This window comes from Qipengyuania polymorpha, from assembly GCF_019711435.1.
Taxonomy (GTDB): domain Bacteria; phylum Pseudomonadota; class Alphaproteobacteria; order Sphingomonadales; family Sphingomonadaceae; genus Qipengyuania; species Qipengyuania polymorpha.
The window spans coordinates 483,055-509,629 of sequence record NZ_JAIGNK010000002.1 but is presented as its reverse complement, the minus strand read 5'-3'; the positions used below and the strand labels follow the sequence as shown (position 1 = coordinate 509,629).

Annotated in this window: 25 protein-coding genes; 10 read left to right on the top strand and 15 right to left on the bottom strand. The window is 63.9% G+C overall.

Features of this window, described 5'->3' with window-relative positions; all coding sequences use genetic code 11:
- Positions 1 to 52 precede the first annotated feature (52 nt).
- Both lipB and K3152_RS07795 read left to right on the top strand, forming a co-directional pair.
- Positions 53 to 724 (top strand): lipoyl(octanoyl) transferase LipB, encoded by a 672-nt coding sequence (gene lipB, locus K3152_RS07800; protein ID WP_221573531.1) that lies wholly within the window; start codon positions 53 to 55, stop codon positions 722 to 724.
- Positions 712 to 1,023 (top strand): hypothetical protein, encoded by a 312-nt coding sequence (locus tag K3152_RS07795; RefSeq protein WP_221573530.1) that lies wholly within the window; start codon positions 712 to 714, stop codon positions 1,021 to 1,023. The genes lipB and K3152_RS07795 overlap by 13 nt, the downstream gene beginning before the upstream one ends.
- A 6-nt stretch (positions 1,024 to 1,029) precedes the next feature.
- On the opposite strand, the gene K3152_RS07790 is transcribed toward K3152_RS07795, so the two are convergent.
- Together K3152_RS07790 and K3152_RS07785 are read right to left on the bottom strand one after the other, a co-directional pair.
- Positions 1,030 to 1,905 carry an HpcH/HpaI aldolase/citrate lyase family protein gene (locus K3152_RS07790; RefSeq protein WP_221573529.1) on the bottom strand — a complete coding sequence of 292 codons (876 nt, stop codon included), beginning with the start codon at positions 1,903 to 1,905 and terminating at the stop codon, positions 1,030 to 1,032.
- 49 nt (positions 1,906 to 1,954) lie between these two features.
- Positions 1,955 to 3,064, bottom strand: coding sequence for an alkene reductase (locus K3152_RS07785; protein WP_221573528.1), 1,110 nt, complete (start codon positions 3,062 to 3,064; stop codon positions 1,955 to 1,957).
- Positions 3,065 to 3,119: 55 nt separating this feature from the next.
- Between K3152_RS07785 and K3152_RS07780 the strand changes: the two genes are divergently transcribed.
- The gene (locus K3152_RS07780) at positions 3,120 to 4,037 is read left to right on the top strand and encodes a DMT family transporter (protein WP_221573527.1); all 918 of its coding nucleotides are present in this window, start codon (positions 3,120 to 3,122) and stop codon (positions 4,035 to 4,037) included.
- Here the strand turns inward: K3152_RS07780 and K3152_RS07775 are convergent.
- The 4 genes from K3152_RS07775 to K3152_RS07760 all read right to left on the bottom strand — a co-directional run bounded on the left by K3152_RS07775 (position 4,021) and on the right by K3152_RS07760 (position 8,193).
- Entirely contained in the window at positions 4,021 to 5,343 is a 1,323-nt protein-coding gene (locus tag K3152_RS07775) for a DUF2254 domain-containing protein (RefSeq protein WP_221573526.1), read from the bottom strand. The two genes, K3152_RS07780 and K3152_RS07775, sit on opposite strands and share 17 nt — an antisense overlap.
- Positions 5,344 to 5,377: 34 nt before the next feature.
- Complete coding sequence (nadA, locus tag K3152_RS07770; RefSeq protein ID WP_221573525.1) at positions 5,378 to 6,364, bottom strand: quinolinate synthase NadA; 987 nt, start codon at positions 6,362 to 6,364, stop codon at positions 5,378 to 5,380.
- 82 nt (positions 6,365 to 6,446) lie between these two features.
- Entirely contained in the window at positions 6,447 to 7,226 is a 780-nt protein-coding gene (locus K3152_RS07765; RefSeq protein ID WP_221573524.1) for a hypothetical protein, read from the bottom strand.
- Between the two features lie 91 nt (positions 7,227 to 7,317).
- The gene (locus K3152_RS07760; RefSeq protein ID WP_221573523.1) at positions 7,318 to 8,193 is read right to left on the bottom strand and encodes an MBL fold metallo-hydrolase; all 876 of its coding nucleotides are present in this window, start codon (positions 8,191 to 8,193) and stop codon (positions 7,318 to 7,320) included.
- Positions 8,194 to 8,311: 118 nt separating this feature from the next.
- Here K3152_RS07760 and glpK point away from each other — a divergent pair, with 118 nt between their 5' ends.
- Positions 8,312 to 9,775 (top strand): glycerol kinase GlpK, encoded by a 1,464-nt coding sequence (glpK, locus tag K3152_RS07755; RefSeq protein WP_221573522.1) that lies wholly within the window; start codon positions 8,312 to 8,314, stop codon positions 9,773 to 9,775.
- Positions 9,776 to 9,784: 9 nt separating this feature from the next.
- Here the strand turns inward: glpK and K3152_RS07750 are convergent, their stop codons facing one another.
- A complete protein-coding gene (locus K3152_RS07750) occupies positions 9,785 to 10,240 on the bottom strand; it encodes a DUF1465 family protein (RefSeq protein ID WP_247713268.1) in 456 nt (151 codons plus the stop codon).
- Positions 10,241 to 10,344: 104 nt separating this feature from the next.
- Positions 10,345 to 10,551: a YdcH family protein gene (locus K3152_RS07745; protein ID WP_221573521.1), complete on the bottom strand. Its 207-nt coding sequence runs from the start codon at positions 10,549 to 10,551 to the stop codon at positions 10,345 to 10,347.
- 151 nt (positions 10,552 to 10,702) lie between these two features.
- Here K3152_RS07745 and K3152_RS07740 point away from each other — a divergent pair, with 151 nt between their 5' ends.
- The 5 genes from K3152_RS07740 (at position 10,703) to tilS (ending at position 16,171) form a co-directional block, all read left to right on the top strand.
- The gene (locus K3152_RS07740) at positions 10,703 to 10,858 is read left to right on the top strand and encodes a YdcH family protein (RefSeq protein WP_221573520.1); all 156 of its coding nucleotides are present in this window, start codon (positions 10,703 to 10,705) and stop codon (positions 10,856 to 10,858) included.
- A gap of 88 nt (positions 10,859 to 10,946) precedes the next feature.
- A complete protein-coding gene (ptsP, locus tag K3152_RS07735) occupies positions 10,947 to 13,217 on the top strand; it encodes a phosphoenolpyruvate--protein phosphotransferase (RefSeq protein WP_221573519.1) in 2,271 nt (756 codons plus the stop codon).
- A 143-nt stretch (positions 13,218 to 13,360) separates the two neighbouring features.
- Positions 13,361 to 14,194 carry a helix-turn-helix domain-containing protein gene (locus K3152_RS07730; protein WP_221573518.1) on the top strand — a complete coding sequence of 278 codons (834 nt, stop codon included), beginning with the start codon at positions 13,361 to 13,363 and terminating at the stop codon, positions 14,192 to 14,194.
- Positions 14,195 to 14,283: 89 nt separating this feature from the next.
- Positions 14,284 to 15,183 (top strand): tetratricopeptide repeat protein, encoded by a 900-nt coding sequence (locus tag K3152_RS07725; RefSeq protein ID WP_247713267.1) that lies wholly within the window; start codon positions 14,284 to 14,286, stop codon positions 15,181 to 15,183.
- 1 nt (position 15,184) lies between these two features.
- Positions 15,185 to 16,171: a tRNA lysidine(34) synthetase TilS gene (tilS, locus tag K3152_RS07720; RefSeq protein ID WP_221573517.1), complete on the top strand. Its 987-nt coding sequence runs from the start codon at positions 15,185 to 15,187 to the stop codon at positions 16,169 to 16,171.
- Here tilS and eda read toward each other — a convergent pair.
- The 7 genes from eda to rimO form a co-directional block, all read right to left on the bottom strand.
- Positions 16,168 to 16,782 (bottom strand): bifunctional 4-hydroxy-2-oxoglutarate aldolase/2-dehydro-3-deoxy-phosphogluconate aldolase, encoded by a 615-nt coding sequence (gene eda / locus K3152_RS07715; RefSeq protein ID WP_221573516.1) that lies wholly within the window; start codon positions 16,780 to 16,782, stop codon positions 16,168 to 16,170. The two genes, tilS and eda, sit on opposite strands and share 4 nt — an antisense overlap.
- Entirely contained in the window at positions 16,779 to 17,750 is a 972-nt protein-coding gene (gene glk, locus K3152_RS07710; protein WP_221573515.1) for a glucokinase, read from the bottom strand. The genes eda and glk overlap by 4 nt, the downstream gene beginning before the upstream one ends.
- A 37-nt stretch (positions 17,751 to 17,787) precedes the next feature.
- Positions 17,788 to 19,599: a phosphogluconate dehydratase gene (edd, locus tag K3152_RS07705; RefSeq protein ID WP_221573514.1), complete on the bottom strand. Its 1,812-nt coding sequence runs from the start codon at positions 19,597 to 19,599 to the stop codon at positions 17,788 to 17,790.
- On the bottom strand, positions 19,592 to 21,040 hold the full coding sequence (zwf, locus tag K3152_RS07700) for a glucose-6-phosphate dehydrogenase (RefSeq protein WP_221573513.1): 1,449 nt from the start codon (positions 21,038 to 21,040) through the stop codon (positions 19,592 to 19,594). The genes edd and zwf overlap by 8 nt, the downstream gene beginning before the upstream one ends.
- Positions 21,041 to 21,134: 94 nt before the next feature.
- The gene (locus tag K3152_RS07695; protein WP_221573512.1) at positions 21,135 to 21,932 is read right to left on the bottom strand and encodes a transglutaminase-like domain-containing protein; all 798 of its coding nucleotides are present in this window, start codon (positions 21,930 to 21,932) and stop codon (positions 21,135 to 21,137) included.
- A gap of 242 nt (positions 21,933 to 22,174) precedes the next feature.
- Positions 22,175 to 24,463 (bottom strand): EAL domain-containing protein, encoded by a 2,289-nt coding sequence (locus K3152_RS07690; RefSeq protein WP_221573511.1) that lies wholly within the window; start codon positions 24,461 to 24,463, stop codon positions 22,175 to 22,177.
- Positions 24,464 to 24,764: 301 nt separating this feature from the next.
- On the bottom strand, positions 24,765 to 26,138 hold the full coding sequence (gene rimO / locus K3152_RS07685; RefSeq protein ID WP_221573510.1) for a 30S ribosomal protein S12 methylthiotransferase RimO: 1,374 nt from the start codon (positions 26,136 to 26,138) through the stop codon (positions 24,765 to 24,767).
- A gap of 66 nt (positions 26,139 to 26,204) precedes the next feature.
- Here rimO and K3152_RS07680 point away from each other — a divergent pair, with 66 nt between their 5' ends.
- Positions 26,205 to 26,573: a DUF1761 domain-containing protein gene (locus K3152_RS07680; RefSeq protein ID WP_221573509.1), complete on the top strand. Its 369-nt coding sequence runs from the start codon at positions 26,205 to 26,207 to the stop codon at positions 26,571 to 26,573.
- Positions 26,574 to 26,575 lie beyond the last annotated feature (2 nt).

The window sequence follows — 26,575 nt, the reverse complement described above, 5'->3', positions numbered from 1 at the left end:
CCCTCGTTCTTCCCCCTTGATAAGCGCGAAGTCATTCGCCACGCAATCCGCCATGTCTGCAATACGCACCGAAAACGTCGAATGGCTGAGTTGCCTCGACCAGGTTCCCTATCGCGATGCACTGGCCGCGATGGAGGCGCGCAATGCCGCGATTGCGGAAGGGCGCGCGCGTGAGCAGGTGTGGCTGCTCGAACATCCGCCCGTCTATACCGCCGGGACCAGCGCCGACGGGGCCGAATTGCTAGACCCGCGTTTCGAGGTCGTCGAAGCGGGGCGGGGCGGGCGCTATACCTATCACGGGCCGGGTCAGCGTATCGGCTACCTCATGCTCGATTTGAAAGAGCGCGGGCGCGATGTGCGCTGCTTCGTCCATTCTGTCGAGGGCTGGGTAATTGCCACGCTGGGCGACATCGGTGTCGAATGCTGGCGCGCCGAGGGGCGTATCGGCATCTGGACCAAGGACATCGACGGGCGCGAGGCCAAGATCGGCGCCATCGGCGTGCGGGTGCGGCGCTGGGTGACCATGCATGGCTTTTCGGTGAACCTCTCGCCCGACCTTTCGCATTTCACCGGTATCGTGCCCTGCGGCATCGAGGAATTCGGCGTGACGAGCCTTAAAAAACTCGGCATCGACATGGGACCGCAAGAGTTCGATAAGGCGCTCCACAACCGTTTCGAGGATTTTCTCGGGGCGCTCGAAGGAAAGGGCGAATGCCTGCCATGAAACGCTTTGCCATGATTGCCGCGGCCAGCCTCGCGCTCGCCGCTTGCAGCGATGACCCTGCACCTGCCGAAGGCGAGGAAGAAAATCTCGACGCGCGCGGCGAAGTTCTGGGCGGCACGATCAGCGACGATATGTTGCCGCTCGACACGGTGACCTCGCAATCGCCCTCTCAGGCGGAAGAAAGCATTGCGCCGGCAGCGAGCTCTACCCCGGCCGCCTCCCAACCTGTGCAGGAAACTCCTGCCGAGGCTGCACAGCCCGCCGACCCCAGCGAGGATGACCTAGAACCTGCCGAGTAAACGCGGCTAGGCGACGCCAGCGAGTGCCTGGGCCTGCGCCAGTTCGCGCTGGCCGACATGGCGGCCGCGGAACACGACCTTTTCCGCATGGGGATTGAGCGCGAAGAGGCCTACCACTTCGCGTGCCTCGGCCACTTCCTCGCTCGTGGGCGCGAAGGCGGCGTTGATGCCCTCGATCTGCGAAGGATGGATCGCGAGCATTCCGGTAAAACCATCGGCGCGCGCGGCGTTGAAGGAGCGGATGGCACCTTCCTCGTCGCGGCGGTCGCGGAAGGGTGCTTCAAGCACCTGCAAGCCCTGTGCATGGGCAGCAAGCAGGACCTGCGCGCGGACCATGGCGAGCGGGTCGGTCCACAAACCGCCCGGTCCGCGCATGCGGCGCGCGCCGAGCGAGCGGGCGAGGGCTGCGCTGTCCCAGGTCAGGCCGGTAACGCGTTGGTGCAATTCTTCGGCAAAGGGGCGCAAATGCAGTGCCGCAACCGGGTTCGAGCCCAGTTCGGGAATGATATGCGTGGTGTTCGCACGGATGCCGATATTGCTCTCGAGCTCGTAAAGCGCGGCGGCGAGGTTTTTCACCTCCTCGGTATCGGTGCACTCGGCCAGCATGATGCCGTCGGGCTGGCCCTCCAGCACGGCTTCGAGGTCACCGCGCCAGTAGGGGCTGCTCATCGGGCCGATGCGGACCCAGCGCGCGAAGGGACGTGAGTGGGTGACCTGCTGGCGATGCGACATCAGCCAGTCGCGCGCGACGAGTCGCGTACGGAGCTTGGCCTCCTCTTTCGCCGCGCGCGCCATGTCGAGCACGATGGCGTCGGCACCGCTTCGACCCGCTTCCTTGAGCGCCTTTTCCTTGTCCGCCGGGACGTAGAGCCACGAGCGCATGTCAGTCTCCTTTGCGCGACGACACGCGCCCGCATGGCGCGAATCACCTTTAGGAAACAGTATCTCCGACTTTGGTTAGCATCGGGTAATCGATGTAACCTTCGGGACCCGGCAGGTACCAGCTTTGCGGTACGTTGACGTTGGGCTGCAGCTCTGCGCCAAGGCGGAAGCGCTCGGGCAAATCGGGGTTGGAGATGAAGTCGCGGCCCCAGCTTACCGCGTCGCAGCGCCCGGCCTCGATATCGGCGACGGCCTGCTCGGGCGTGTAGTCCGAATTGAGGATGAGCTTGCCCGAATAGAGCTTGCGGATGAGCGGGCTCTGCTTGGGTACATCGGTCGAACCGAAGGTGCCTTCCGGGCCCGGCTCACGCAGTTCGAGAAAAGCGAGGCCGAGGTCTTCGACCACCTTGGCCGCCGCACCGAAGGTCGCGGGCGGATCGCTGTCGTCGCAGCCTTGCGTCTCGCCATTGGGCGAAAGGCGCACGCCGACCTTGTCCGCACCCCAGACATCGACCAGCGCGGTCAGCACTTCGCGCAGGAAGCGCGTGCGGTTTTCAGGGCTGCCGCCGTACTCATCTTCGCGCAAATTCGTGCTGTCGCGCAGGAACTGGTCGACGAGATAGCCATTCGCGCCATGCAGCTGGACGCCGTCGAACCCCGCCTTCTTGGCATTCTCCGCAGCGTGGCGGTAATCCTCCACCACGCGGGCGATTTCATCGGTCGAAAGTTCGCGCGCCTGTTCGTAATCCTTGCGGCCTTCGAAGGTATGCGCGTGGCCGGGAGCCTTTGTCGCGCTGGCCGAAACCGGCGCATTGCCGCCGAGGAAGTCGGGGTGCACGAGCCGGCCCATGTGCCACATCTGGAGGACAATCTTGCCGCCTTCCTCGTGGACGGCTTCGGTCACCGGCTTCCAGCCCTCGGTCTGCGCATCGCTCCAGATGCCCGGCGCGGCGGGCCAGCCGAGGCCTTCGACGCTGATACCGGTAGCTTCGGAAATGATGAGGCCCGCGCCTGCACGCTGGCGGTAATAGGTCGCCATCATCTCGTTCGGGACCGAACCCGGCTGGGTCGAGCGGCCGCGCGTGAGCGGGGCCATGAAGACGCGGTTCTTCGCCTCGATGGAGCCAAGGGTGACGGGTTCGAAGAGTTTTTCGTGCATGGAGGCGTAGTCCTTTTTGGCTGGCCTTGTGTGGCACAAGAGCTAGGGGGCGGTCATGGGCGAGACAAGCACCACAGCGGACAAGAATGGCTTTCAGGCGGGTGCATGGCACTTTGCCGCGCTGATTGCCGGCAATATCGCGCTGGCGCTGGGCCCATGGCTGGTAAGGCTGGCCGATACCGGGCCGGTCTCGGCGGCGTTCTGGCGGCTGTTCCTGCCCATCCCGCTCATCGCCTTCCTCGCGTGGCGGGGGAGGGCGCCGGGCAGGCTCGACCGCAAGCTGGCGCTGCTGGTGCTAGCGGCAGGCGTGTTCTTCGCTCTGGACCTTGCAAGCTGGCATGTCGGCATCGAGCGCACCCGCCTCGGCAACGCGGTGCTGTTCGGCAATTCGGGCAGCGTCATCCTGATGTTCTGGGGGCTGGTAGCGCTGCGCCGCGCGCCTTCATGGCGCGAGGGCGGAGGCGTGGCAGCGGCCCTGCTCGGCGCGGCTATCCTGCTCGGACGGAGCCTCGAAATCTCGACCACGACCTTCGTCGGCGACCTTTTCTGCCTGTTCGCTGGGCTGTGCTACGCCTTCTACCTCCTCCCCGCCCAACGCGCGCGGGGAGAGCTTGGCCAGTGGAGCGTGTTGCTGCTGGTGAGTATCGCTGCCTCTCCGCTCCTGCTCGGCATCGCGGTTCTTGCGGGCGAGCCCGTTTGGCCGGGCGATGCGGGCTGGACGCCGGTGCTGCTGCTTGCCCTGTCGAGCCAGGTCATCGGGCAGGGTCTGCTGGTCTATTCGCTGAAGAATTTCCCGCCGCTCATCATCGGCATGGCGCTGCTGACCCAGCCCGCAGTCGGAGCCACGGTCGGCTGGCTGGTCTTCGGCGAGTTGCTCGTGCCGCTCGATATCCTCGGGATGGTGCTGGTTGCGGCAGCATTGCTGCTGGCGAAGAGCGCCCCGCCCGAGCGCCTGCCTACCGCTCGATCTTGATCAGGAAAGTCTGGTAGCGCGCCTCGACCGCGTCGAGTTCGGGGCCGAGGAGATGTTCGCGCGCCTGCATCGCGAGCAAATCGCCTTCCTTTTTTATGACTGCACGCCGCTGCTCGTCATCGAGTGTCGAAGCGGCATCGACCAGTGCGTCGAAGGTCACCAGCGCGGCAATCCTGTTGGTGGCGACCCCGCTGCGCATTGCTCCGAAACCGCGCGCGACGAAATGCTCGAAATCGTCCTCCAGCAGCACGAGATGCGGTTCTTCCCCATTGCTGGCATAGCTGCGCGTCAAATTGCGCCGCGCCAGTTCCGCCGTTGCCGCGCCCAGCCAGTGAACAGCGGTCACCGCAGTGAAGGGGTCGTTGATGCCGGGCGAGAGCGCGCGCAGGCCGATTTCGACCAGCTCGTCGATCAGGAACTGCATGTCCTGGCTCGGCGTGCGCATGCTGCCGAGGGTGAAGGCAGCGCGCACATCGTCGTCGGGGGATTTATCGACCACATCCATGTCGGCCCAGTAGGCGATCGTCACCTCGGGGTGGACGAAATCGCCCGTGCGCACCGCCAGCTTCAGCTTGCCGTTTTCGCGTTTTGCCAGTTGCTCCAGCTTGGCATAGGCGATGGCCTGGACGTAGCCCGTGTCATGAGCGGCGATGGGAGAGCCATCGGGTGCCGAATGCGCGTGCTCGCCCTCGTTTTCGTCTGGGAACAACTCCCTTATTTCGTCAAGCAGGCGTGCGCCGATGCCCTTCAGGACAGTGTTGATCCGGATGGAGGAGGGGATGTGGTTGAGGAAATAGACCAGCACCGCCACGCTCAGTAGCACCAGTGCAAAGGCGACCAGCAGCGAGAGCTGCGGCACGAAGCCCGGCATGGCTCCGGTAATCGAGTCCTCGATCGCCGACGGGACTTCGTCCTCCGTCCGCACGGTCCTGAGGACAGTGATCGAATAGACAAAAGTGCCGATGAAGGTCGCGAGGCTGAACTGGTTGCCGCGGTCTTCCATGAAATTGGTCAGCAGGCGCGGGCCGTAATTGCCGCTGGCATAGGCGACGGCTGCGATGGTGATGGAAAAAACGGTGGAGGCGACACCGATCATCGTGCCCGAGATGACGGTGAGCATGTTGCTCGCCCCGTCGGGCCGGGCCGGATGAAGCCAGGCTACGTCGTTGAGGAAGGCTGCCCAGCCGCTTCGATCGAGCCAGATAGTCAGGCTCGCAAGCAGCAATGCCGCAAGCGAGAACAGTGCAGGCAGGAACCAGTAGCTGGCATTTACACTCAGCCAGAACTTGCGGAGGCGGGCGGTCATGAAGGGCTAAACGCTCGTGCTGCGGAAGGGTTGCCTACACCTTCCCCAGATCGCCTTTCCCAATCGTGCCGCTGGCCATTTCGAGCATGCGGTCGAGGCTCTGCTTCGCTTTCAGGCGCAGGCCTTCCTCGATTTCGATGCGCGGCTCGAGCGTGTCGAGGCACTTGTAGAGCTTTTCCAGCGTGTTGAGCGCCATGTAGGGGCAGATGTTGCAGCTGCAGTTGCCGTCCGCGCCCGGCGCGCCGATGAAATTCTTTTCGGGCAGCGCCTTTTCCATCTGGTGGATGATGTGCGGCTCGGTCGCGACGATGAGCGTGTCGCCTTCGAAGGTCTGCGCGAATTGCAGGATGCCGCTGGTCGAGCCGACGTAATCGGCATGCTCGACGATGGTCGGCGGGCATTCGGGATGCGCGGCAACGGGGGCGCCGGGGTGCTGCGCTTTCAGCTTGAGCAGTTCGGTTTCGCTGAAGGCTTCGTGCACGATGCACACGCCCGGCCAGAGCAGCATCTCGCGGCCGAACTTGCGGCTCATGTAGCTGCCGAGATGGCGGTCGGGGCCGAAGATGATTTTCTGGTCTTCGGGGATCTGGCTGATGATGGTTTCGGCGCTGGAAGAGGTGACGATAATGTCGCTCAATGCTTTCACCTCGGTCGAGCAGTTGATGTAGGTCAGCGCGATATGGTCGGGGTGCTTTTCGCGGAAAGCCTTGAATTTTTCGGGCGGGCAGCTGTCTTCGAGGCTGCAGCCTGCGTCCATGTCGGGCAGGACGACGATCTTCTCAGGCGACAGGATCTTGGCCGTGTCGGCCATGAACTTCACGCCGCAAAACGCGATGACGTCGGCGTCGGTTTCCGCCGCCTTTCGGCTCAGTTCGAGGCTGTCGCCCACGAAATCGGCCAGATCCTGGATTTGCGCGGTCTGGTAATAATGCGCGAGGATGATCGCATTCTTCTCCTTGCGGAGGCGGTCGATGGCGGCGAGCAGGTCTTCGCCGGTCGGAAGGCTGTTTTCGGCGGTCATTCTTGGTCCCGTCTGATTGCTTTGGCGCTCTTATAGACGGAACGGGTGGCGAGGCGAGGGGGTTCCTTGCCTCGCGAATGCATTACATCGAGAAGCCAGGCGGCAGGAAGGCTTCCATCGGGCGCTCGGCACCGGGCGTGCCCGCGATGACCTGCTCGGTAATGCCCATGCCGAAGCTGCTGTGCGCCAGCAGGACCGAGATGGCGAAGACCGCGATGTAAAGGCCGAGGCCCCACCAATATGCGGGATGCACGCGGCCTTGGCTGCGCTTGTCGGCAATCATCCCGATGACCGGGAAGATCATCGTGGCCAGCGTCGTGATGAGCCAGGCGTTGGGTATCATCAGCGGCAGCGGAAGCAGCCGTCCGAGGCCGGGGCCGGTCAGGATGGCCATGCCGCACAGCATGAGACGGCGGTGCCAGCCGGTGTAGCGGCGGCGCGAGAGCGCCCAGAAGGTGAGCCCGCCGAAGAGCCACACCAGCATGGTGTTGCTCCACAGGAACTCGCTGACGTGGAAAAAGAAGGGGCCACCCGTCCGGCGCGCCACCACCACCATGATGACCGTGCCGAAGATGACCATCATCGGCACCCAGAGGTAGGCAATCTTGCCGAATTTCGCGTGGAGCGACCAGTTCTGCCACGAGGCGGTCAGGTGCTGGCCGCAATAGATGCCAAGCCACGACATGAAGATGACGCCATGCGCGTGATAAGGCCAGGGCACGTCGAAACTCGAACGCGCGAAGGCGAGGTTGACCACGAAACCGGCCACGATGATGAAGCTCATCACGAAGGCCATAATGGTGAAAAAGCGCGTGTTTCCGCGGATTGCGGTATCTTCCGGCGCGGCGGCGGCTGTAGCCATACTCGTAATCTCCCCCAGAACGAGCGACCATCTTGTCTTTTGTTATGGACGCATATTTCCGGAAGGGGTCTCGCCCGTCAATGGGGCCGGGTCAGATACCCACCCACATATCGCCCTCGCGCCGGACGAGGCCTCGGCGCTCTAGGTCGATGAGATGGGCTGTGACCGACATTTTCGCAGCACCGTGCAACCGCTCGTCGAGGCCCTTGTACATCTTCGGCACGAAATCGCCCGCGGCATGAGGGCCTTCGCGCAAGTGGCGCAAAATCTGGTTCTCGCGCTGGCGGCGGTGGCCGATCATGCCGCGCACGAGCTGGCGCGGCTTGGTGATGGCCTCGCCATGGGCGGGGTAATAGACCGTGTCCTGCTCGCGGGCGTAGAGCTTTTCGAGGCTTGCCATGTAGTCGGCCATGTCGCCATCGGGCGGCACGACGACGCTGGTCGACCAGCCCATGACATGGTCGCCGGTGAAGACCGCGCCGCTTTCCTCCAGCGCGAAGCAGAGGTGGTTCGAGACATGGCCGGGCGTCGCGACGGCACGCAGGGTCCAGCCGGGGCCGGTCATTGCTTCGCCGTCCTCCAGCACGCGGTCGGGTTCATAGGTGCGGTCAAAGCTCGCATCGGCGCGCGGCCCGCTGTCGTCGAGGACCAGCGGGGCGCAACCGACGATGGGCGCGCCGGTGCGCGCGGCGAGTGTCCTGGCAGCAGGTGAATGGTCGCGGTGGGTATGCGTGCACAGAATCGCGCAGACATGCTCCTCGCCGATGGCGGCATCGAGCGCGAGCAGGTGCGCCTTCTCGTCCGGCCCGGGGTCGATAACCGCGCAGCCCTGTCCCAGTCCCACGATGTATGACTGCGTTCCCGTATAGGTATAGGGCGAGGGATTGGGCGCCAGCACGCGGCGCACCAGCGGCTCCAATTGCATCGCTTCGCCCGTGGGCCATGGTTTGGGAGGTGGTCCTGCCATGGAGACTCCCTAGACGTTCGTGTCGAGCGAAGTCGAGACACGTTCGCGCAAACCGCCTCTCGAGTTCTTCCTGCGGAAGTGCGTTGCATCCGCTCGAGGCGAACGGCAGAAGGGGCATATGGGAGAGAAAATTCTGGTCCTCGACGCGGGGACGACTTCGACACGGGCCATGGTCTTCAGCCGCGACGGCCGGATGGTAGGCGTCGCGCAGGCCGAACTCACGCAGCATTACCCGAAGCCGGGCTGGGTCGAGCACGACGCGGCGGAAATCTGGGACAAGACGCTCGCCTGCATGCGCGAGGCGGTGGGCGAAGCGGCTGGCGATATCGCCGCCATCGGCATCACCAACCAGCGCGAGACGGTCGTCGCTTGGGACCGCGACACGGGCGAGCCGCACACGCGCGCCATTGTCTGGCAGGACCGGCGCACAGCGGATTTCTGTGCGCAGCTTAAAGAGGCGGGGCACGAGGCCGAGGTGCAGAAACGCACCGGCCTGCTTCTCGACCCCTATTTCTCCGGCACCAAGATGCGCTGGATGCTCGACAATGACGATGCAGTGCGCGCGGCGTCGGAAAACGACACGCTGGCCTTCGGTACGGTCGAGAGCTGGCTGGTGTTCAAACTGTCGGGCGGGTGCCACGTGAGCGATGCCAGCAACGCCAGCCGAACGCTGCTGCTGGCGCTCGATGGCGAGCAATTCGACGCTGAGCTTTGCGACCTGTTCGGCGTGCCGAAACCGGCGCTGCCCGAGGTGGTCGACACACACGGCCAGCTTGCGACTTGCACGGCGGAATGGCTCGGGCGCGATATCCCGATTTGCGGGCTGGTGGGCGACCAGCAGTCGGCGACCATCGGGCAGGGCTGCCTCTCCTTCGGCGAGACCAAAGCAACCTATGGCACGGGCGCCTTTGTCCTTACCAACAAGGGGCACGACATTCCGCGCTCGGACAACCGGCTGCTGGGAACAGTGCTGCACCAGTCGGGCGGCAATCGGACCTACGCCATCGAGGGCGCGTGCTTCGTGGCAGGCAGCCTCGTCCAGTATCTGCGCGACCAGCTCGGCCTCATAGGCAGCGCCAGCGAGACCGAGGAACTTGCCCGTTCGATCGAGGACAGCGGCGAAGTGGTTATCGTGCCGGCCTTAGCGGGCCTCGGCGCGCCGCACTGGAAACCCGATGCGCGCGGCGTGATTTCGGGTCTCAGCTTTGCCAGCGGGCGCGCGCAGATTGCCCGCGCTGCGCTCGAGGCGATGGCGCACCAGACGCACGACCTTGCCTCGGCCTTCGCTGCCGATGGGGCGGCGTGGACCAGCCTGCGCATCGATGGCGGGATGAGTGCAAACGACTGGATGGCGCAGGACCTTGCCAACATTCTCGACCTCGAAGTCGAACGTCCCGACTTCGTCGAGACGACGGCACTTGGTGCTGCCATCTGCGCGAGTGTCGGCGCGGGCCTGTATGAAAATCTCGAAGACGCAGCCAAGGCTATGCGCGGCGGCGCGCGCTGCTTCACGCCGTCGATGTCCGATGATGTCAGGAAAGACCGGCTGGCGCGCTACGCCCGGGCCCTATCCGTGGCCTAAGTCGGTCGCTTAAGCCGCGCCGAAGGCCTGAGCGATGCGTCCCTGCATGCCGCGCACCGGGTCTACTGCCTCGCTGTCGAGTTGGCGCTGTTCCTCGTCGAGGCGCCTGACGCGGGCGTGCAGCCGCTCGGTGTCGCGGATAAGGCTGCGCGTGGTGAGTTCGAGCAGTTCCATGTTGGCCGGGTCGGAAGGGCGTTCCTCGCCCAGCGTCCCGTGGCGCAGCAATTGCAGCTTGGTCAGCTCGCCAGCGTGATAGGCGCGCTGGTTCAGGAGCCATGCAAGGACGTGCATGACGCGGGTGGTGGTGCGCAGCCCTTCGATGGACATGGCAATGCGGACCTGGTCGGGCGTGTTGCCGCGGCTCGTTTCGTCGCGCAGGTCGAACACCGCGCGCGCCTCGTCGGCCAGCGCCAGCGCTTCTGCGTAGAGGTCTTCGACGACCTGTTCATGAATGGTGCGGTCCATATCCATCGTGAACAATGGACTAAGCCAACCGCTCCGCAAGACCCAAGGGATTGTGCGGGCCTGTCCCGCGATGAAACGAGTCGCCGCTTGGGCGGAACCCGCGCTCAGGCAATAATGTCGGGAATGAGATTGTCCTCGATGGCCGCGATTCGGTCTTTCAGCTGCAATTTGCGCTTCTTCAGCCGCGCAATCTGCAGCTGATCGACGAAACCGCTCTCGCCCGCTTCGCTCAGCGCAACAATAGCCACGTCGAGGTCGCGGTGCTCGCTCTTGAGCGATTCCAGTCGCTTGCGAAGTTCCTGCTCGTTCACGGTCGTCCCTTGCGAATCTCGCCTCGTCGCATGGCGTTTCTACGGGGGTTTGTAAATTCGCCAAGCTGTGGTTTGATACCAATCGAGCGGCACGTGCCGCAATGCACGAGTCGCTTCATCCGGGGTCGCCAACTCTAGAAGGAGCCAACCTATGCAATCATCCCATGTCGCCGCACTCAAGGCCAAGCATGCTGGGCTCGAAGCCAAGTTGCACGACGAACAGGCAAGGCCTTCGCCCGACATCGCGATGATCCAGCAGCTCAAGAGACAGAAGCTGAAGATCAAGGAAGAGATCGCCCACGCGTAAGGCGCGATTGAACGCTTGCGGGGCTGGAAGGATTTCCCTTCCACCGCCCCGCTTTCGCTTGCCTCTCTTTTTGCTATAGCTGCCGCCCATGTCAGCAGCTGCATCCGCCCGCCAGATCCTCACGCGCCTGCACGAGGTCATGGCCGGACGCCACCATGCCCAGCACAAGCTTGACCGCGTGGTCGACATCATCGCCGACAGCCTGACGAGCGAGGTGTGCTCGATCTACCTGCTGCGCGATGGCGAACTCGAACTCTACGCCACCCACGGCCTCAACCCCGAGGCTGTCCACGTCACCCGCATGGGTATCGGCGAGGGGCTGACGGGCACGATTGCCAAGAATATCGAGACGCTGAACCTCGCCGAGGCCAAGGCACATCCCGACTTCCTCTACCGCCCCGAAACGGGCGAGGAGAAGTTCCATTCCTTCGCCGGCGTTCCCATCGTCTACCGCGAGCGTTCGGTGGGCGTGCTCTGCGTCCAGCATGTCGAGCCGCGCCGCTACGAGGACGTCGAGATCGAGGCGCTGCAGACGACCGCAATGGTGCTGTCCGAACTTATCGCGCACAAGGAACTGGTCGACGACGAGCAGGAGATCGACCTCGATGACGTCTCTACCGAATGCGAGGTGCTTGAAGGGCTGACCCTAGTAAAAGGCCTCGCGGCGGGGCAGGCGGTGTTCCACCAGCCGCGCGTCGAAATCGACCAGGTCGTGGCCGAGGATATCGAGGCCGAGCGCCAGCGCGTCTACCGCGCCTTCGACAAGATGCGCGACCAGATCGACGCGATGGGCCGAGAGCCCGAATTCGGCAAGGGCGGCGAGCATGTCGAGGTTCTCGAGACCTACAAGATGTTCGCCTATGACGAGGGCTGGAGCCGCCGCATCAACGAGGCGATCGACAGCGGGCTGACGGCAGAAGCGGCCATCGAGCGCGTCCAGCAGCGCACCCGCATGCGCATGCGCGAAATCGACGACCCGCTGCTGGCGGACCGCATGCACGACCTTGAGGATTTGTCGAACCGGCTGCTGCGCATCGTCTCGGGCCAGCTCGGCACGGCCGCAACGCAGGGTCTCAGGCGAGATTCCATCCTGTTCGCGCGCAACCTCGGGCCTGCCGAATTGCTCGAATACGACCGCAGACGCCTGAAGGGCGTGGTGCTGGAGGAAGGCTCGCTCACCGCGCATGTCGTCATCGTGGCGCGGGCCATGGGCATTCCGGTACTCGGCCGCGTGGCGCGCGTGCGCAGCAAGGTTTCCGAAGGTGATGAAGTGCTGGTCGATGCCGACAAGGGCACGGTCACGCTGCGCCCCTCGGGGCCACTGCTCGAAGCATTCGACGCCCGTTTCGCCAAGAGCAAGGAACGCGCTGCGGCCTATGCCGAACTGCGCGATGTCGAACCCTTCACCCGCGACGGTACGCGCATCACGGTGATGATGAACGCCGGGTTGCGCGACGATGTCAGCGCGCTGCAACTGACCGGTGCGGACGGCATCGGGCTGTTCCGCACCGAGTTCCAGTTCCTCGTCTCCTCGACGCTGCCCGCGCGCGATCGGCAGATGCGGCTTTATCGCGACGTGCTGGACGCTGCTGATGGCAAGCCGGTTATCTTCCGCACGGTCGATATCGGGGGCGACAAGGCCGTGCCTTATCTCGACAACCATACCGCCGAGAAAGACGAGAACCCGGCCATGGGCTGGCGCGCTTTGCGGCTCTCGCTCGAACGCGAAGGCTTGCTGAAAGCGCAGGCGAGGGCATTGCTGGAAGCCGCCGCCGGTCGCCAGCTCTCGGTCATGTTCCCCATGGTCTCAGAGCCGTGGGAATTCGATGCCGCCAAGGCCATTTTCGAAGAACAGGCGGATTTCCTGCGCGACCGGCGCAAGCTGATGCCGGAAAGCATCGAATACGGCTGCATGCTCGAAGTGCCATCGCTTGCCGAAGTGCTCGATATATTGCTGCCGAAACTGTCGTTCATTTCCATCGGCACGAACGACCTCACCCAGTTCCTCTTCGCGGCCGACCGCGCCAATCCCAAGCTGGCGGAACGCTACGACTGGCTCAGCCCCGCCATCCTGCGCTTCCTCGCGCGCATCGCGAAGAACATGGTCGGCAGCCAGGTCCGCATCGGCGTGTGCGGCGAGATGGGTGGACGCAGGCTCGAAGCGCTGGCGCTGATGGGGCTGGGCTACACGCGCTTTTCCATCACACCTGCCGCCGTTGGCCCCATCAAGGAGCTGGTGCGCAAGGTCTACCTGCCGGATCTCACCAAGCAGATGCAGCAGTGGATGATGAGCCCGCCGCCCGACATGCGCGCCGCGCTCGCCCATTGGGCGGAGACCAACGGCATCGACCTCGACTGATTTCGTCGCTCGCGCCGCGCATTTCGTCGGTTTGCGGCACATGAGGCGGGGGTGCGAGAGTTGACATTGCGGCGCCCGCGCCCTCTCTACGCATCGCACGGGAAGCGGGAACACCCGCGGGGTCTCAGGAATTCGGGATACGCATGGAAGAAGAAATCGACACCGTCGAAGAGAACACCGCGCCTGCCCAGCGCGCGGGCGACCGTTTGCGCGAGGCGCGCGAGGCGAAGGGGCTCGAACTCGAGCAGATTGCTGCTGAAACGCGCATCAACAAGGACCACCTGCATAAAATCGAGGCAAGCAACTGGTCTGCGCTCCCGTCGCGCACCTATGCCATCGGGTTCACGCGCACCTATGCCCGCACGGTCGGCCTCGACGAGAACGAAATTCTCGACCAGGTCCGTGCCGAACTGGCCGAAGGCGACCCCGAAGCGGTCGAACGCCCGGCCAAGTTCGAACCCGGCGACCCGGCGCGAGTACCGGGGCGCGGCCTCGCATGGTTCGCCGTCCTCGCGGCTATCCTGCTGCTCGGTGGCGTCTATGCCTTTTATTCGAGCTATTTTGCGCCCGGCATCGGTCCTGCGCCCCTGCAGGACCCCGAAGAGCAGGTTGCCGAGAACGAGACACCGCAGCAGGCGGCTACGCCCGCTCCGCAGCCGACCGGCGGCCCCGTTGTCTTCACCAGCGAGATGGATGGCACCTGGGTCAAATTCTACGATGCCAACGGCACGCGGCTCTACGAAGCGCAAATGAACACGGGCGACAGCTTCACCATCCCCGAGGATGCGGATGGTCCGCAGATCTGGACCGGCAGGCCCTATGCGCTAGCCATTACCATCGGCGGACGCGAAGTGCCCAAGCTGACCGAGGAAGACACGGTGATCCGCGATGTCCCGGTCACCGCCGAGGCGCTGCTGGCGCGCGATGAGGCACCGGCTGCGGAAGCGACACCCGCCGCCGCTCAGCCCGCGACCTGAATCTCGATACCATCCGGTAGCGGATATCCGCCTTCATCCCCTCGACAGCTTCGCAGGGCTAGGGCAGATTCCACCGATACGAATTCTCCATGAGGGAGCACGAAATTACGATGTTCGCACGCAGTGCACGCGCCCTAGGCCTTGGCACCATTGCCACGGCTCTTCTCGCCACCTCCATGCCCGCCGCCGCGCAGGATGATGACGAGGCCCGCATCCGCAAGCTCGAAGCCGAAGTCCGTGCGCTCCAGCGCAAGGTCTTTCCGGGCGGCGACGGTCGCTATTTCGAGCCGCAGATTACCGCGCCTGCGACGGGGACCACCACACCCGCTGCTTCGGCTGCGCCCTCGACCACGGCGGTGACCGATATCCTCGCGCGCCTCGATGCGCTGGAAAGCCAGCTGCAGCGCCTCACCGCGCAATATGAGGTCGGCACCAACGCCATGCGGCTGCTCGAAGAGCGGGTCGAGGCGCTGGAAGGTGCGAACGCCCCGCCGCCCGAGCCGGTCGTGAAGACTCCTGCCGCCCAGCCGGAGCCGGTCTCGCAGCCCGACCCGGCGCGCGTCGCTGCGGTGCAGGCCATCACCAAGCCGCAGACCGACGATGCGGGCGATGACGAATATTCCTATGGCTTCCGGCTGTGGGAAGCGGGCTTTTACCCGGAGGCGCAGCAGCAGCTGACGCTGTTTGTGGAAAAATACCCCAACCACTCGCGCACCAGCTTCGGCCGCAATTTGCTGGGCCGCGCTTATCTCGACGATGGCAAGCCGACCGAGGCCGCTCCGTGGTTCCTGCGCAACTACCAGGCCGACAAGAACGGCGCGCGCGCCGGTGACAGCCTGCTGTTCCTCGCGGAGTCGATGATTGCGTTGAAGGACACCAACCGCGCCTGTATCGCGCTGTCCGAATTCGGCGAGACCTACCCCGCACTCGCAACAGGCCGCCTCTCGGGCCAGTATGCGACCGCTCGCAGCAAGGTGAGCTGCGGCTAAGATGGTGCTCGACCCGGAACTGGTAGAGCGGTTCCGGGCGGACCTTTCCGATGTGTGGCTCGATGTGGACGAGCCGGACGCAAAGCTTGGTATCGCCCTGTCGGGTGGTCCGGACAGCCTTGCCTTGCTGCTCCTTGCGAGCGCCGCCTTGCCGGGCAGGGTCGAGGCGGCCACGGTGGATCACGGATTACGACCGGAGAGCGCCGCTGAAGCCGAGCATGCGGCAGGCATCTGTGCGAAACTTGGCGTGGTTCACGAAACTCTGCGTGTCGAAGTCGGCGAAGGGAACCTGCAAAACCAGGCACGGCTTGCGCGTTATGGAGCGCTGTCGGACTGGGCCAACCGCCGCAGTGTCGACACGCTGTGCACCGCGCACCACCGTGACGACCAGGTCGAGACGCTGCTGATGCGGCTCAATCGCGGGAGCGGCTTGTCAGGCTTGGCAGGGGTCCGCGAAGCCGGCCTTGTACCCGATAGCGAGGTCATCCTCCTGCGGCCCTTGCTTGGCTGGAACAGGCAAGAGCTTGAAAGCGTGGTCGAGCAAAGCGGCTTTGAAGCCGTGCTTGACCCCTCGAACAAGGACATCGTTTACGACCGCGTCAGGATGCGCGAGGCGCTTGTCTCGGCGGACTGGATTGACCGCGAGGGGGTGGCGCGCTCCGCAAAAGTGCTCGCCGAAATGGAAGACGACATCCTGGGGCTCGCGGCAGAAGACTACGCCTTGGCCAGCGAGGATGACGGCCAGCGTATCACCTACCGCCCGCTCGCGCGTTCCGGCGTTTACCGTCCCTCGGTCTGGGCGGAAATCATCGTGATGGTGTTCGAGGATTTCGAGCGGACGATTTCACGCGCCGATGCTGCACGCATGGCTGAAAGCCTTACGGGTGAGACGCCGCTCAACATCGGTGGCATCCACGCATCGTCTCGCTATGAAGATGATGAGATGGTCTGGACCTTTGCGCCGGAAAACCCTCGCCGAACGGGTTAGCCGCCGAGCGCAGCAGCCTCGCGTGCGACCTTTTCCACCTCAGCCTCGTCCACCGCACCGCGTGGTGCGACCCAGCTTCCGCCGACGCACAGCACCGGGTCGAAACCGAGCCAGTCAGGTGCGTTCTCCAGCGTAATTCCGCCGGTCGGGCAGAAGCGGCACTGGCCAAAGGGCGCGGCGAGCGCCTTCAGGGCGGGCAGGCCGCCTGCGGCCATGGCGGGGAAGAACTTGAAATGCGTGAGACCCAAGTCGAGTCCGCGCATGATATCGCCCGCATTGGCGATACCGGGGAGGAAGGGGATGCCTTCGCGAATGGCCGCCTTGCCGAGGCTTTCGGTGAGGCCGGGCGAGACGATGAATTCGCTGCCGGCGCCAATTGCATCGGCGAGTTCCTGCTGGTTGGTGACTGTGCCTGCGCCGACAATCGCGCCCTCTACCTGCTTCATCGCCTTGATGGCGTCGAGCGCCGCAGGCGTGCGCAGCGTGACTTCGAGGACGCGCAATCCGCCAGCGACCAAAGCGCGGGCGAGGGGAACGGCATGCTCCACCTCGTCCACTACGATGACGGGAATGACCGGTGCGGTCTGCATGATGTCGGCGATAGCGGTCACGGGTGTTCCCTCGCATAGGCGGCGGCCGCGCCGAACAGGCCCGGCTGCGGATGGGTGATGAGTTTGACGGGAATGCTCGCCATCAGTTCCTGGAAGCGGCCCTTGGCCTTGAAGCGCTCGGCAAAGCCGGAGCGCACCAGCGTGTTGCGGATGCGGTAGCCGAGGCCGCCCGCAATCACGACGCCGCCGAAACCGCCTTGCGAAAGAGCGTAATCGCCCGCTGCGCTGCCGAGCGACATGCAGAAACGGTCGACCGCGGCGGCGGCAAGGCTGTCGCTGCCGTCCTGCCCGCGGGTCCAGATGGCGATATCGTCTTCCTCCTTCACTGCCTTGCCCTCGAGCGCAGCCAGCGTCTGGTAGATATCGACAATGGCCGGGCCCGAGACGACGCGCTCGACCGAGACGCGGTTGTGACGCTTGCGCAGGCGCGCGAGCAGTGCGTCGTCGATCTGGTCGAGCGGGGCGAAATCGACATGGCCACCCTCGGTCGCCGAGACACGGTAGCTGCCGTCGGGTTCGCGGTAGAGATGGGCGACGCCGAGGCCCGTGCCGGGTCCGAGAACGGTCAGGCGGCCGGTCGGCGCAAGCGGAATGTCAGGGCCGGATAGGTGAAGGAACTGGTCGTTGTCCACGCGCGCCACGGCATGCGCCACGGCTTCGAAATCATTGACGATGCAGTAGCTGTCGACACCCAGCTTTTCCTTCACCAGCGCCGGGCGGATGATCCACGGGTTGTTGGTGAAGCGGATGACATCGCCGCCCACGGGGCCGGCAATCGCCATCGAAATGCGCGAGGGGAGGGTGCCTCCCTTGCGCGCGCGGTAATCTTCCCATGCCGTCTGGAAACTGGCGTGGTCCTGCGTGTGGATGGTTTCGGGTTCATCCAGCGTGATGCTGCCGTCATCATGGACGGTCGCGATTGAAAACCTTGCGTGGGTGCCGCCGATATCGACGCTTACGAGTTCCATTGTCCTCCCCTCGGGCCCTCTTGAGCCTCGATGTCAATCATAGTCCTGCCATCGCCAGCATGGACGAGGCGCCCTGTTCGGCGCCGTCGGCATTGCTGCGGAACATGGCGAAAAGTTCGCGGCCCATGCCGCTGTCCGCCTGCGGCTCGGGCGATGCCTCGCGCGCGCCCAAGTCGGCGGTGGTCGAGAGCGTGCCGGTCTCGGCGCAGACCTTCACGATGTCGCCATCGCGAAGCTTGGAAAGCGGGCCGCCGCCGAGCGCTTCGGGCGTGCAATGGATGGCCGCCGGGACCTTACCGCTCGCGCCCGACATGCGGCCATCGGTCACGAGGGCCACGCGGTAGCCGCGGTCCTGCAGAACGCCGAGCGCGGGCGTCAGCTTGTGCAGTTCAGGCATGCCGTTTGCGCGCGGGCCCTGATAGCGGACGACCACGACGACATCGCGGTCGAGTTCGCCCTTCTTGAAGGCCTCGTTGACGCTCGGCTGGTCTTCGAAAATCCGGCAAGGCGCCTCGATGGTCCAACGCTCGCGCTCGACGGCGGAGGACTTGAAGCAGGCACGGCCCAGGTTGCCCTGAACGAGACGCATTCCACCGTCGCTCTGGAACGGTTCGGAGGCGGGGCGGAGCATTTCGGTATCGCCGCTGGGGCCCGGTTCACGCCAGGTCAGCGCGTCGCCGTCCATGCCGGGTTCTTGGGCGTAGGCTTCAAAGCCGCCGTCCCAGACGGTGAGGATGTCGCCATGCGCGAGCCCCTCGTCGAGCAGCGTGCCAATGACATAACCCATGCCGCCCGCATCGTGGAAATGGTTCACGTCGCCAGAGCCGTTGGGATAGACGCGCGCCACCAGCGGCACAGCGCTGGAGAGTTCGGCGAGGTCGGTCCAGTCGAACCTGATACCCGCCGCGCGCGCCATGGCCGGGATATGGATGGCGTGGTTGGTCGAGCCGCCCGTGGCGAGCAGGCCAATGGCGGCGTTGATGATGGCCTTCTCGTCGACGACCTTGCCCAGCGGGCGGAAGTCGCCATCCTTGCTCATTCCCGCAAGCCGATGGGTTGCCTTGCGGCTCAGTTCCTGCCGTAGTTTCGCGCCCGGTTGGACGAAAGCAGCGCCCGGAACGTGGAGGCCCATCATCTCCATCATCATCTGGTTGGAATTGGCCGTCCCGTAGAAGGTGCAGGTGCCGGGGGAATGGTAGCTGCCCATCTCGCTCGCAAGCAATTCCTCGCGCCCGACCTTGCCCTCGGCATAAAGCTGGCGGGTCTTTTGCTTTTCCTTGTTGGAAATGCCGGTGCCCATCGGGCCGGAGGGTACGAAGATGGCAGGCAAATGCCCGAAACGCAGCGCGCCCATCAGCAGGCCCGGAACGATCTTGTCGCAAATGCCGAGCAGCGCCACGCCGTCATACATGGCGTGGCTCAGCGCCACTACGGTCGAGAGCGCAATCGTGTCGCGGCTGAAGAGAGAGAGTTCCATCCCGTCCTCGCCCTGCGTCACGCCGTCGCACATGGCGGGCGTGCCGCCTGCGACTTGCACGGTAGCGCCGACTTCGCGTGCCCAGATCTTCATCCGTTCGGGATAACGATAGTACGGCTGGTGAGCCGACAGCATGTCGTTATAGGCCGTCACGATGCCGAGGTTCGGCCCGCGCGCGGCCATGATGGCCTGCTGGTCTTCCTCCGCACCGGCATAGGCATGGGCGAGGTTCGAGCAGCTCATCGTGCCGCGATTGACAGCGCGGTCGCCCTCGCGGTCCATCAGGCCCAGATAGGCGCTGCGGCTGTCTCGCGAATTGGCGATCACGCGCTCGGTCACGCGGTGGATGGTATCGTTCAGCGGCTTAGTCATCGTGCCAGGTCACCCCGTCGCGTTCTGCCAGTGCCACGGCCGAGCTAGGCCCCCAGGTGCCCGCGGCATAGGTCTTGGGCTGCGTCTGGTTCTCTGCCCAGAGCGCCCGGATATGGTCGATATAGTCCCACTGGGCCTCGACCTCGTCGCGGCGAACGAAGAGTGTCTGGTCGCCATGGATGAGGTCGAGCAGCAGGCGTTCGTAAGCGATGCGGCGGACCACATCGGAAAAGGCATCGGGCATGGCGATGTCGAGCGGGACGGGGCGCAGGCGCAACCCGTCGCTGCCGAGGCCCGGCACCTTGGCCATCATTGTGAGCTGGATGTTCTCTTCCGGCTGGATTTCGATGACGAGGCGGTTGGGTTCGGTCTTCGCTCCGCGGCCTTCGAAAATCGAATGCGGGATGCATTTGAACTGGATGACGATTTCGGTGACGCGCTTGGGCATGCGCTTGCCGTGGCGCAGGTAGAAGGGCACGCCGCGCCAGCGCCAATTGTCGACATGGGCTTTCAGAGCGACATAGGTCTCGGTGTCGCTGTCCTTGCCCAGTTCCTCGTCATAGCCCGGAACACTCGTGCCATCGACAGCGCCGGCACGGTACTGGCCCGTGACGACCTCGTTCGCCTGGAGCGGACGCAGCGCGCGCAGCACCTTGACCTTTTCGTCGCGCACGGCAGTGGCGTCGAAGCTGGTCGGCGGCTCCATCGCGACCAGCGCGAGCAGCTGGAGCATGTGGTTCTGCACCATGTCGCGCAGCGCGCCGCTATCGTCGTAGTAGGCGACTCGGCTTTCCAGCCCGACCGTTTCCGCAACGGTAATCTGGACGTGGTCGACGTAGTTGGAATTCCACACCGGCTCGAGCAGGATATTGGCAAAGCGAAGCGCGAGCAGGTTCTGCACCGTTTCCTTGCCGAGATAGTGATCGATGCGGAAAATGCGGTCTTCACTGAAGGCCCTCGCGACCGCATCGTTGATTTCGCAGCTCGAGCCGAGGTCGGTGCCGAGCGGCTTTTCGAGCGCGATGCGCGCGTTGCCATTGGTGAGGCCGGCGCGCTTCAGCCCGGCGATGGTCGGCTCGAACAGGCTCGGCGCGGTGGAGAGGAAGATGGCGAGCCCCTTGTATTCGCCAACTTCCTTCGCAAGCGCGTCATATCCCGCGGGCGTCGTCGCATCGACGGGCACGTAGCTCAGCTTGTTGAGGAAGTCGGCAGTCGGGCCGCGTCGGCTATCGGGAAGATGCTTTTCGAGGGCTTCGCGCGCGAACTGACGGAATTCCTTGGTCGTCATCTCCGATCGTGCCGTGGCGACGATGCGCAACTCCGGGTCGAGCAAGCCGTCGGCGTGCAGCGCGCATAGCGAAGGCAGCAGCATACGCTGTGACAAGTCGCCGGTGGCCCCGAACAGGAGCAGGCGGTCGGCTTCGAACTTTAACTCGAGCATGTACCGTCCATCGGTATCTCTTCTCCCTTTGGCGCGGCGTTATCAGCGAGGCCCCCGCAGCGCCAGTGGGCCGCATTGCTATTCATGGCGGCGCTCATGTCGCGGTGACCGACACGTGCTTGTCGCCGAATTCGTTCGTTCCGAAGCTGGTGAGGAAGCTCACATCCGCGGCATCGCGGCCCACGCCTATCTTCACCGTCTGCGCTGGATCGGCCATTCCGGTAGCATCGACCAGCTGCCATGTTCCCCCACCTTCGGTCTCGGGATCGTTGAGGAAAATCTCTGCCACGGCATGGAAATCGGGGGGCTCCACGCCCGGAGCATAGCAGGCGACGTAGCGTGCGGGGATAGTGCTCGCGCGGGCGAGGGCGACCATGACATGCGCATAGTCGCGGCAGATCCCGCGGCGCTCGATAAACGTATCGAGCGCGGTGGTCTGGGGGCCGGACGCACCGGGCGAATAGGTGAACTTGTCGGCAATCCAGTCGCGGATGGCGGCGATGCGCTCCCCGCCGTCGGTGCCCGGGAATTCCTCGTCGACAAAGGTCTGGAAGCGGTCGGCTGCGCAATAGCGACTGTCGAAGAGATACTGCACCGCTTCGCCCGGCATGTCGTGGGGGGCAAGGCGGCGGAGGCTGGAAAGGTCGGCCAGCTGGCGTTTGAGGTCGACCTCGGCGCGATAGGAGACGTCGAATTGTCCCTCGGCCCTTATCCAGATGCGTTCACCTATGTCGTCCTGCGCGGGAACCCAGGCGCAGTGTTCGGCATCGGTGAGGTCGGTGTCGGTGGAAAGCAATTCCTGTTCCGGAATCGCCGCTGCTTCGAATTGCAGCAGGATGTCGGTCATGCGGGGGAGTTTGAACGAGAACTTCGTATCGATGGAAATGGGCATAGTGGCCCAACGCAGCAGCGGGCACTTGTGTTTCGGCTTAATTCCCAGGGCAGCCCGAAAGCCCTTCACGCAAAGAAAAAGGGCCCCGTGAGGGACCCTTCTCAAATTCGTAGTGGACTGTGCTTAGTCGTCCTTGCGTTCTTTACCGAACATCCAGCCCCAAAAATCAAACAGCATAGTAGCCTCCTGTTGACGTACAGGCGGTAACCTTCTGTTAACTATATCTGTTTGTAAAGCGTTAACTATGCTTCGCGAGCACCGTTATCCTTCAAGTTATTGAATTCCATAAGGTTATCTAGACTCATCGGGCGGGCCAAAACGTAGCCCTGGACGTGCGTGCAGCCCATTTCTGTTAACAATTTCAGGGTTTCATGGTCCTCCGCGCCTTCCGCGACCACCCCGATTCGCGCATCGCGTCCCATGCCGACAATACTTGCGACGATTGCCTTGGCTTTTGCGCTCTTGGTAATGTTGGCGACAAACAGCCGGTCGATCTTAACTTCATCGAACGGGAGCTCGAAAAATGTCTCGAAGTTGGTTTCGCCGACGCCGAAGTCGTCCATCGAAATCCGTGCTCCGAGAGCTTTGAGTTCGTTGAGAACCATCTCCGCAGTCTCGAGGTTACCGATACGCGAGGTTTCGGTCACTTCCAGGACAAGGAAGCGAGGGTCGAAACCGGTGGCCTGCAGCACGTTGCGAACCATGCCGACGATGCGCATGTCGGACAGGAGCGTCGCCGAGATGTTGACCGACATGGTGATCGAGCGTCCGCGGAAATGCATCAGGCGACCTGCAGAGCAGGAATGCTCGAGGACATATTGAGTCAGCGCGTCCATGCGCCCGGCCTTCTCGCACTGGGCGATGAAGTGCATCGGCGGGATGAAGCCGCGTGCCGGGTCCTGCCAGCGCACGAGCGCCTCGACCCCGGTCATATTGCCGTTACGCGTGTCGATCTTCGGCTGGTAGACGCAGAAAATCTCGCCTGCCTCCATGGCCTCGTCAATGCGGGCGCGGAGCGAGATGTCCCAGAGCTCGTCGAAGCGCGAGCTGCTTTCGGCGAGCTTGATGGGTTGCAGCGCTTCGGAACTTTCCTCTGCAGCAGCGACTGCGGCGGCAAGGCGGACGGCCGGGTCGCCATCAAGTTTCGCCACGCCAAAACTGATGCCGACGTCGACGGACGAACCGGCCACGTTGACCGGCGCGGCGAACATGGCACGGGTGCCCTCGAGATGTTCGGCCAGCAGGGCGCTGTCTTCCTGCTTGGAGTGCCAGGCGAGGTGGTGGCCCTCGGAATAGATTTTGAGGTCACCATCAGCGGCGCGCAGGCGATCGACCAGTTTGAGGATGTAATGGGCGCGGTCGGTGCGTCGCAGGGTCTTGAGGACATGCTCGTAACCGTGAATGCGCGCAACCACGATATGGCCGCGCAGGTGCAGGTCGGGCGAAATGGCCTCTTCCAGTGCCTGCAGCTTGGGCAGGTTGGTTTCATTGTCGACCAGCGCCATGCGGTTTTTCCATCGCGCACGCGAACGCATGATGGCGTAGGCAAGGATCACGGCCACGCAATAGGAGATGTCCAGTCGTACGCCGACCAGGCTGGCCAGATAGAGCGATGCCGGAAGGAATGCGGCGATGGCCGCGTATGCAACATAGCGACGGCGCTGGTCGCGGGCCAGAATGAGGCATGCTGCAAAAAGGAGCAGGAAGATCGAAAGCGCAGGGAGAGCCGACATGTGCCGGTCGCGCCCTGCCTTCAGGGTTTCCGCAGCGTAGATGGCGACGAAGCTGAAGGGCACCGAATAGTTGCCCGGGACGCGCTGCTGCATTTCCGACAGGCCGGCATCTTCCCCGATGACGACCGTGCGACCGGCAAGGCTGTGGACGTTATTGCCCGATGTCATCTCGCTCAAGCCGATGGCTGGAATATCTTCCGACGGGATGGCGTAATCGACCTGGAACCTGCCGGGTGGGACGTCCTCGACCCCGGCCAGCGAGGCGGCGAGCGAGGGAATGCGCCGTCCTTGGACATTGTGAGCGTATTCGCGTTCCCAGGCAAAGCCCATCCAGTTGCTGGTGCGGCGCGATACGACCCGCCGCGTATCAAGTCCGATGCTGGCAGCAGTCGAGTTTAGCTGGTCTTCGCCTGACAACGACCGCTCAATCTGGTCGACCAGTACAGCACGTGGTCCGAGCGAGGCGATAGCCGCAGCCAATCGCGCATCAGCCTCTGGAGTGGAAGTCTTCGGGAACGGGATGTCGATGTAGACTTGTCCCACGCCTTGCCGATTCAGTTCCTCGAGAGCAGTCGCCAGTTCAAGCCTACGCTCGGGCAGGCGCGGATCTGCCATGTCGCGTTCCGCTCCCACGAACACGATATCGCCGGTCGGGGCGCGATCGATGATCTTAGACTGGAAGGTCCAGATTATCTGGTCGGCTGGCTGGAGGAAGGCGAACAACATCAACGCCAGCGCGACAAGGCCCGCGTAAAGCAGGTTCTTGAGCCGGGTCACGGCATCCTTGCGGAGGCTCACGGAGAGCCAGCCAAAAGGCGCTGGGGCACGGTCGGTTGCACGAGCGTCGAACATTCGTTGCCCGTATGCTCAGATTAAACTTAAGAATGTTTTGACGCGCGCTCACATTTTTACAGGGAGTCACGCGTTTCCGCGCTTTCGCGTGGTTAAAAGCGAGGTAGGGATTGTGATGAAGGAAAATCGCACGCCGAATTGTAAAGATGCGACGACGCGCGAATTTTCCGCCCTGATTTCAGCTTTTTAGAGCGAGGGCCCAATCGTTTCCCGAAATGGTAAATGCATTTGGGGCAACCGATATTGCCTAGGAGATGACCCCGTAGAGGTCATGCGCGTCGGCATCCTCGATTTTTACCGATACGATGTCGCCCGCGGCCAGATTGGCGGGAACTTCGCGCAAATAGACCGCTCCATCGATTTCGGGCGCATCGGCATGGCTGCGACCCGTCGCGCCGATATCTCCGTCCTCGTCCGGCTCGCCGACCTCGTCGATGATGACGGGGATCGTGCGGCCGACCTTGGCAGCAAGCTTGGCGGCGCTGATGCGTTCGGTCACTTCCATGACGCGGGCGTAGCGTTCTTCCTTCACCTCTTCGGGCACGGGGTCGGGCAGGGCATTGGCTTGCGCGCCCTCGACCGGCTCGAAGCGGAACGCGCCGACGCGGTCGAGCTGTGCTTCTTCCAGCCAGTCGAGGAGATATTTGAAATCATCCTCGGTCTCATCAGGGAAGCCGACCACAAAGCTGGAGCGGATGGCGATATCGGGACAGATCTCGCGCCAGCCCTTGAGGCGTTCGAGCACCTTGGCTTCGTTTGCCGGGCGTTTCATCGCGCGCAGCACCTTGGGGCTGGCGTGCTGGAAGGGGATGTCGAGATAGGGGGTCAGCAGCCCTTCGGCCATGAGCGGGATGACCGCGTCGACATGCGGATAGGGATAGACATAGTGGAGGCGCACCCAAGGCGGCATGCCGCCACCGATGTCGAGCTGGCCCAGTTCGCGTGCGAGGTCGGTCATGTGGGCGCGCACTTCGCGGCCCTTCCACGGCTTCCTCTCGTGGCGCGTGTCGACGCCATAGGCGCTGGTGTCCTGGCTGATGACCAGCAGTTCCTTCGTGCCCGCCTCGACCAGCTTTTCCGCCTCGCGCAACACGGCATCGATTCGGCGGCTGGCCAGCTTCCCGCGCAGGTCGGGAATGATGCAGAAGGCGCAAGAGTGATTGCAGCCCTCGGAAATCTTGAGGTAGCTGTAGTGGCGCGGGGTCAGCTTGACGTCCGGCTGCGGGATGAGGTCGACAAAGGGACCCTGCGAGGGCGGGGCGTGCTCGTGGACCGCCTCCACAACCGCCTCGTACTGGTGCGCGCCGGTTACTGCGAGGACGCTGGGATGCGCGGCGCGGATGGCGTCGGCTTCTTCGCCCATGCATCCGGTCACGATGACGCGGCCGTTCTCGGCAATTGCCTCGCCGATGGCCTGGAGGCTTTCTTCCTTCGCGCTGTCGAGGAAGCCGCAGGTGTTCACCAGCACCACGTCGGCACCGGCGTAATCGGGGCTCATCGCATAGCCATCTGCGCGCAGGCGCGTGAGGATGCGTTCGCTGTCGACCAGCGCCTTGGGGCAGCCGAGGGAAACCATGCCGACCTTCTTCTGGTCGGGGATCGGGGTGGTGGGGGTGTTCATATGAATGTCCGTGGGATTTGCGCGCGCCCCTACACGAAGAGCTCGCCTCGCGCTAGGAGGCACCGCATGGGACCTGTAAACTGGATCGCCGTTGTGGCCGCATGGGCTGTCGCGGCGCTGCTGGGTGTGGCCTTCTACGGACGGGCAGCGACACCGCGCTCGCCGTATCTATTGCACATCGTGGCAGGCCTGCTGCTGTTCGCCAGCGCCGCCATGCTCGGCCACATGATCGCGCGTGTGGGTAGCGAGACGCTGGAGGTGAAGTGGTGGCTTTATTTCATGATGGCGGGCGGCTTGGCGCTGACCTTCATCGGTCCTGCGATCTTCACAACGGCTGTCCGCCGCGAGGAACCCGTTGCCACGGCGCTGTTCGACTGGGCCTACTGGCTGGCCGCCTATGTGGCGATGGGCGGGGTGTTCTGGCTGTTGGGGTGAGG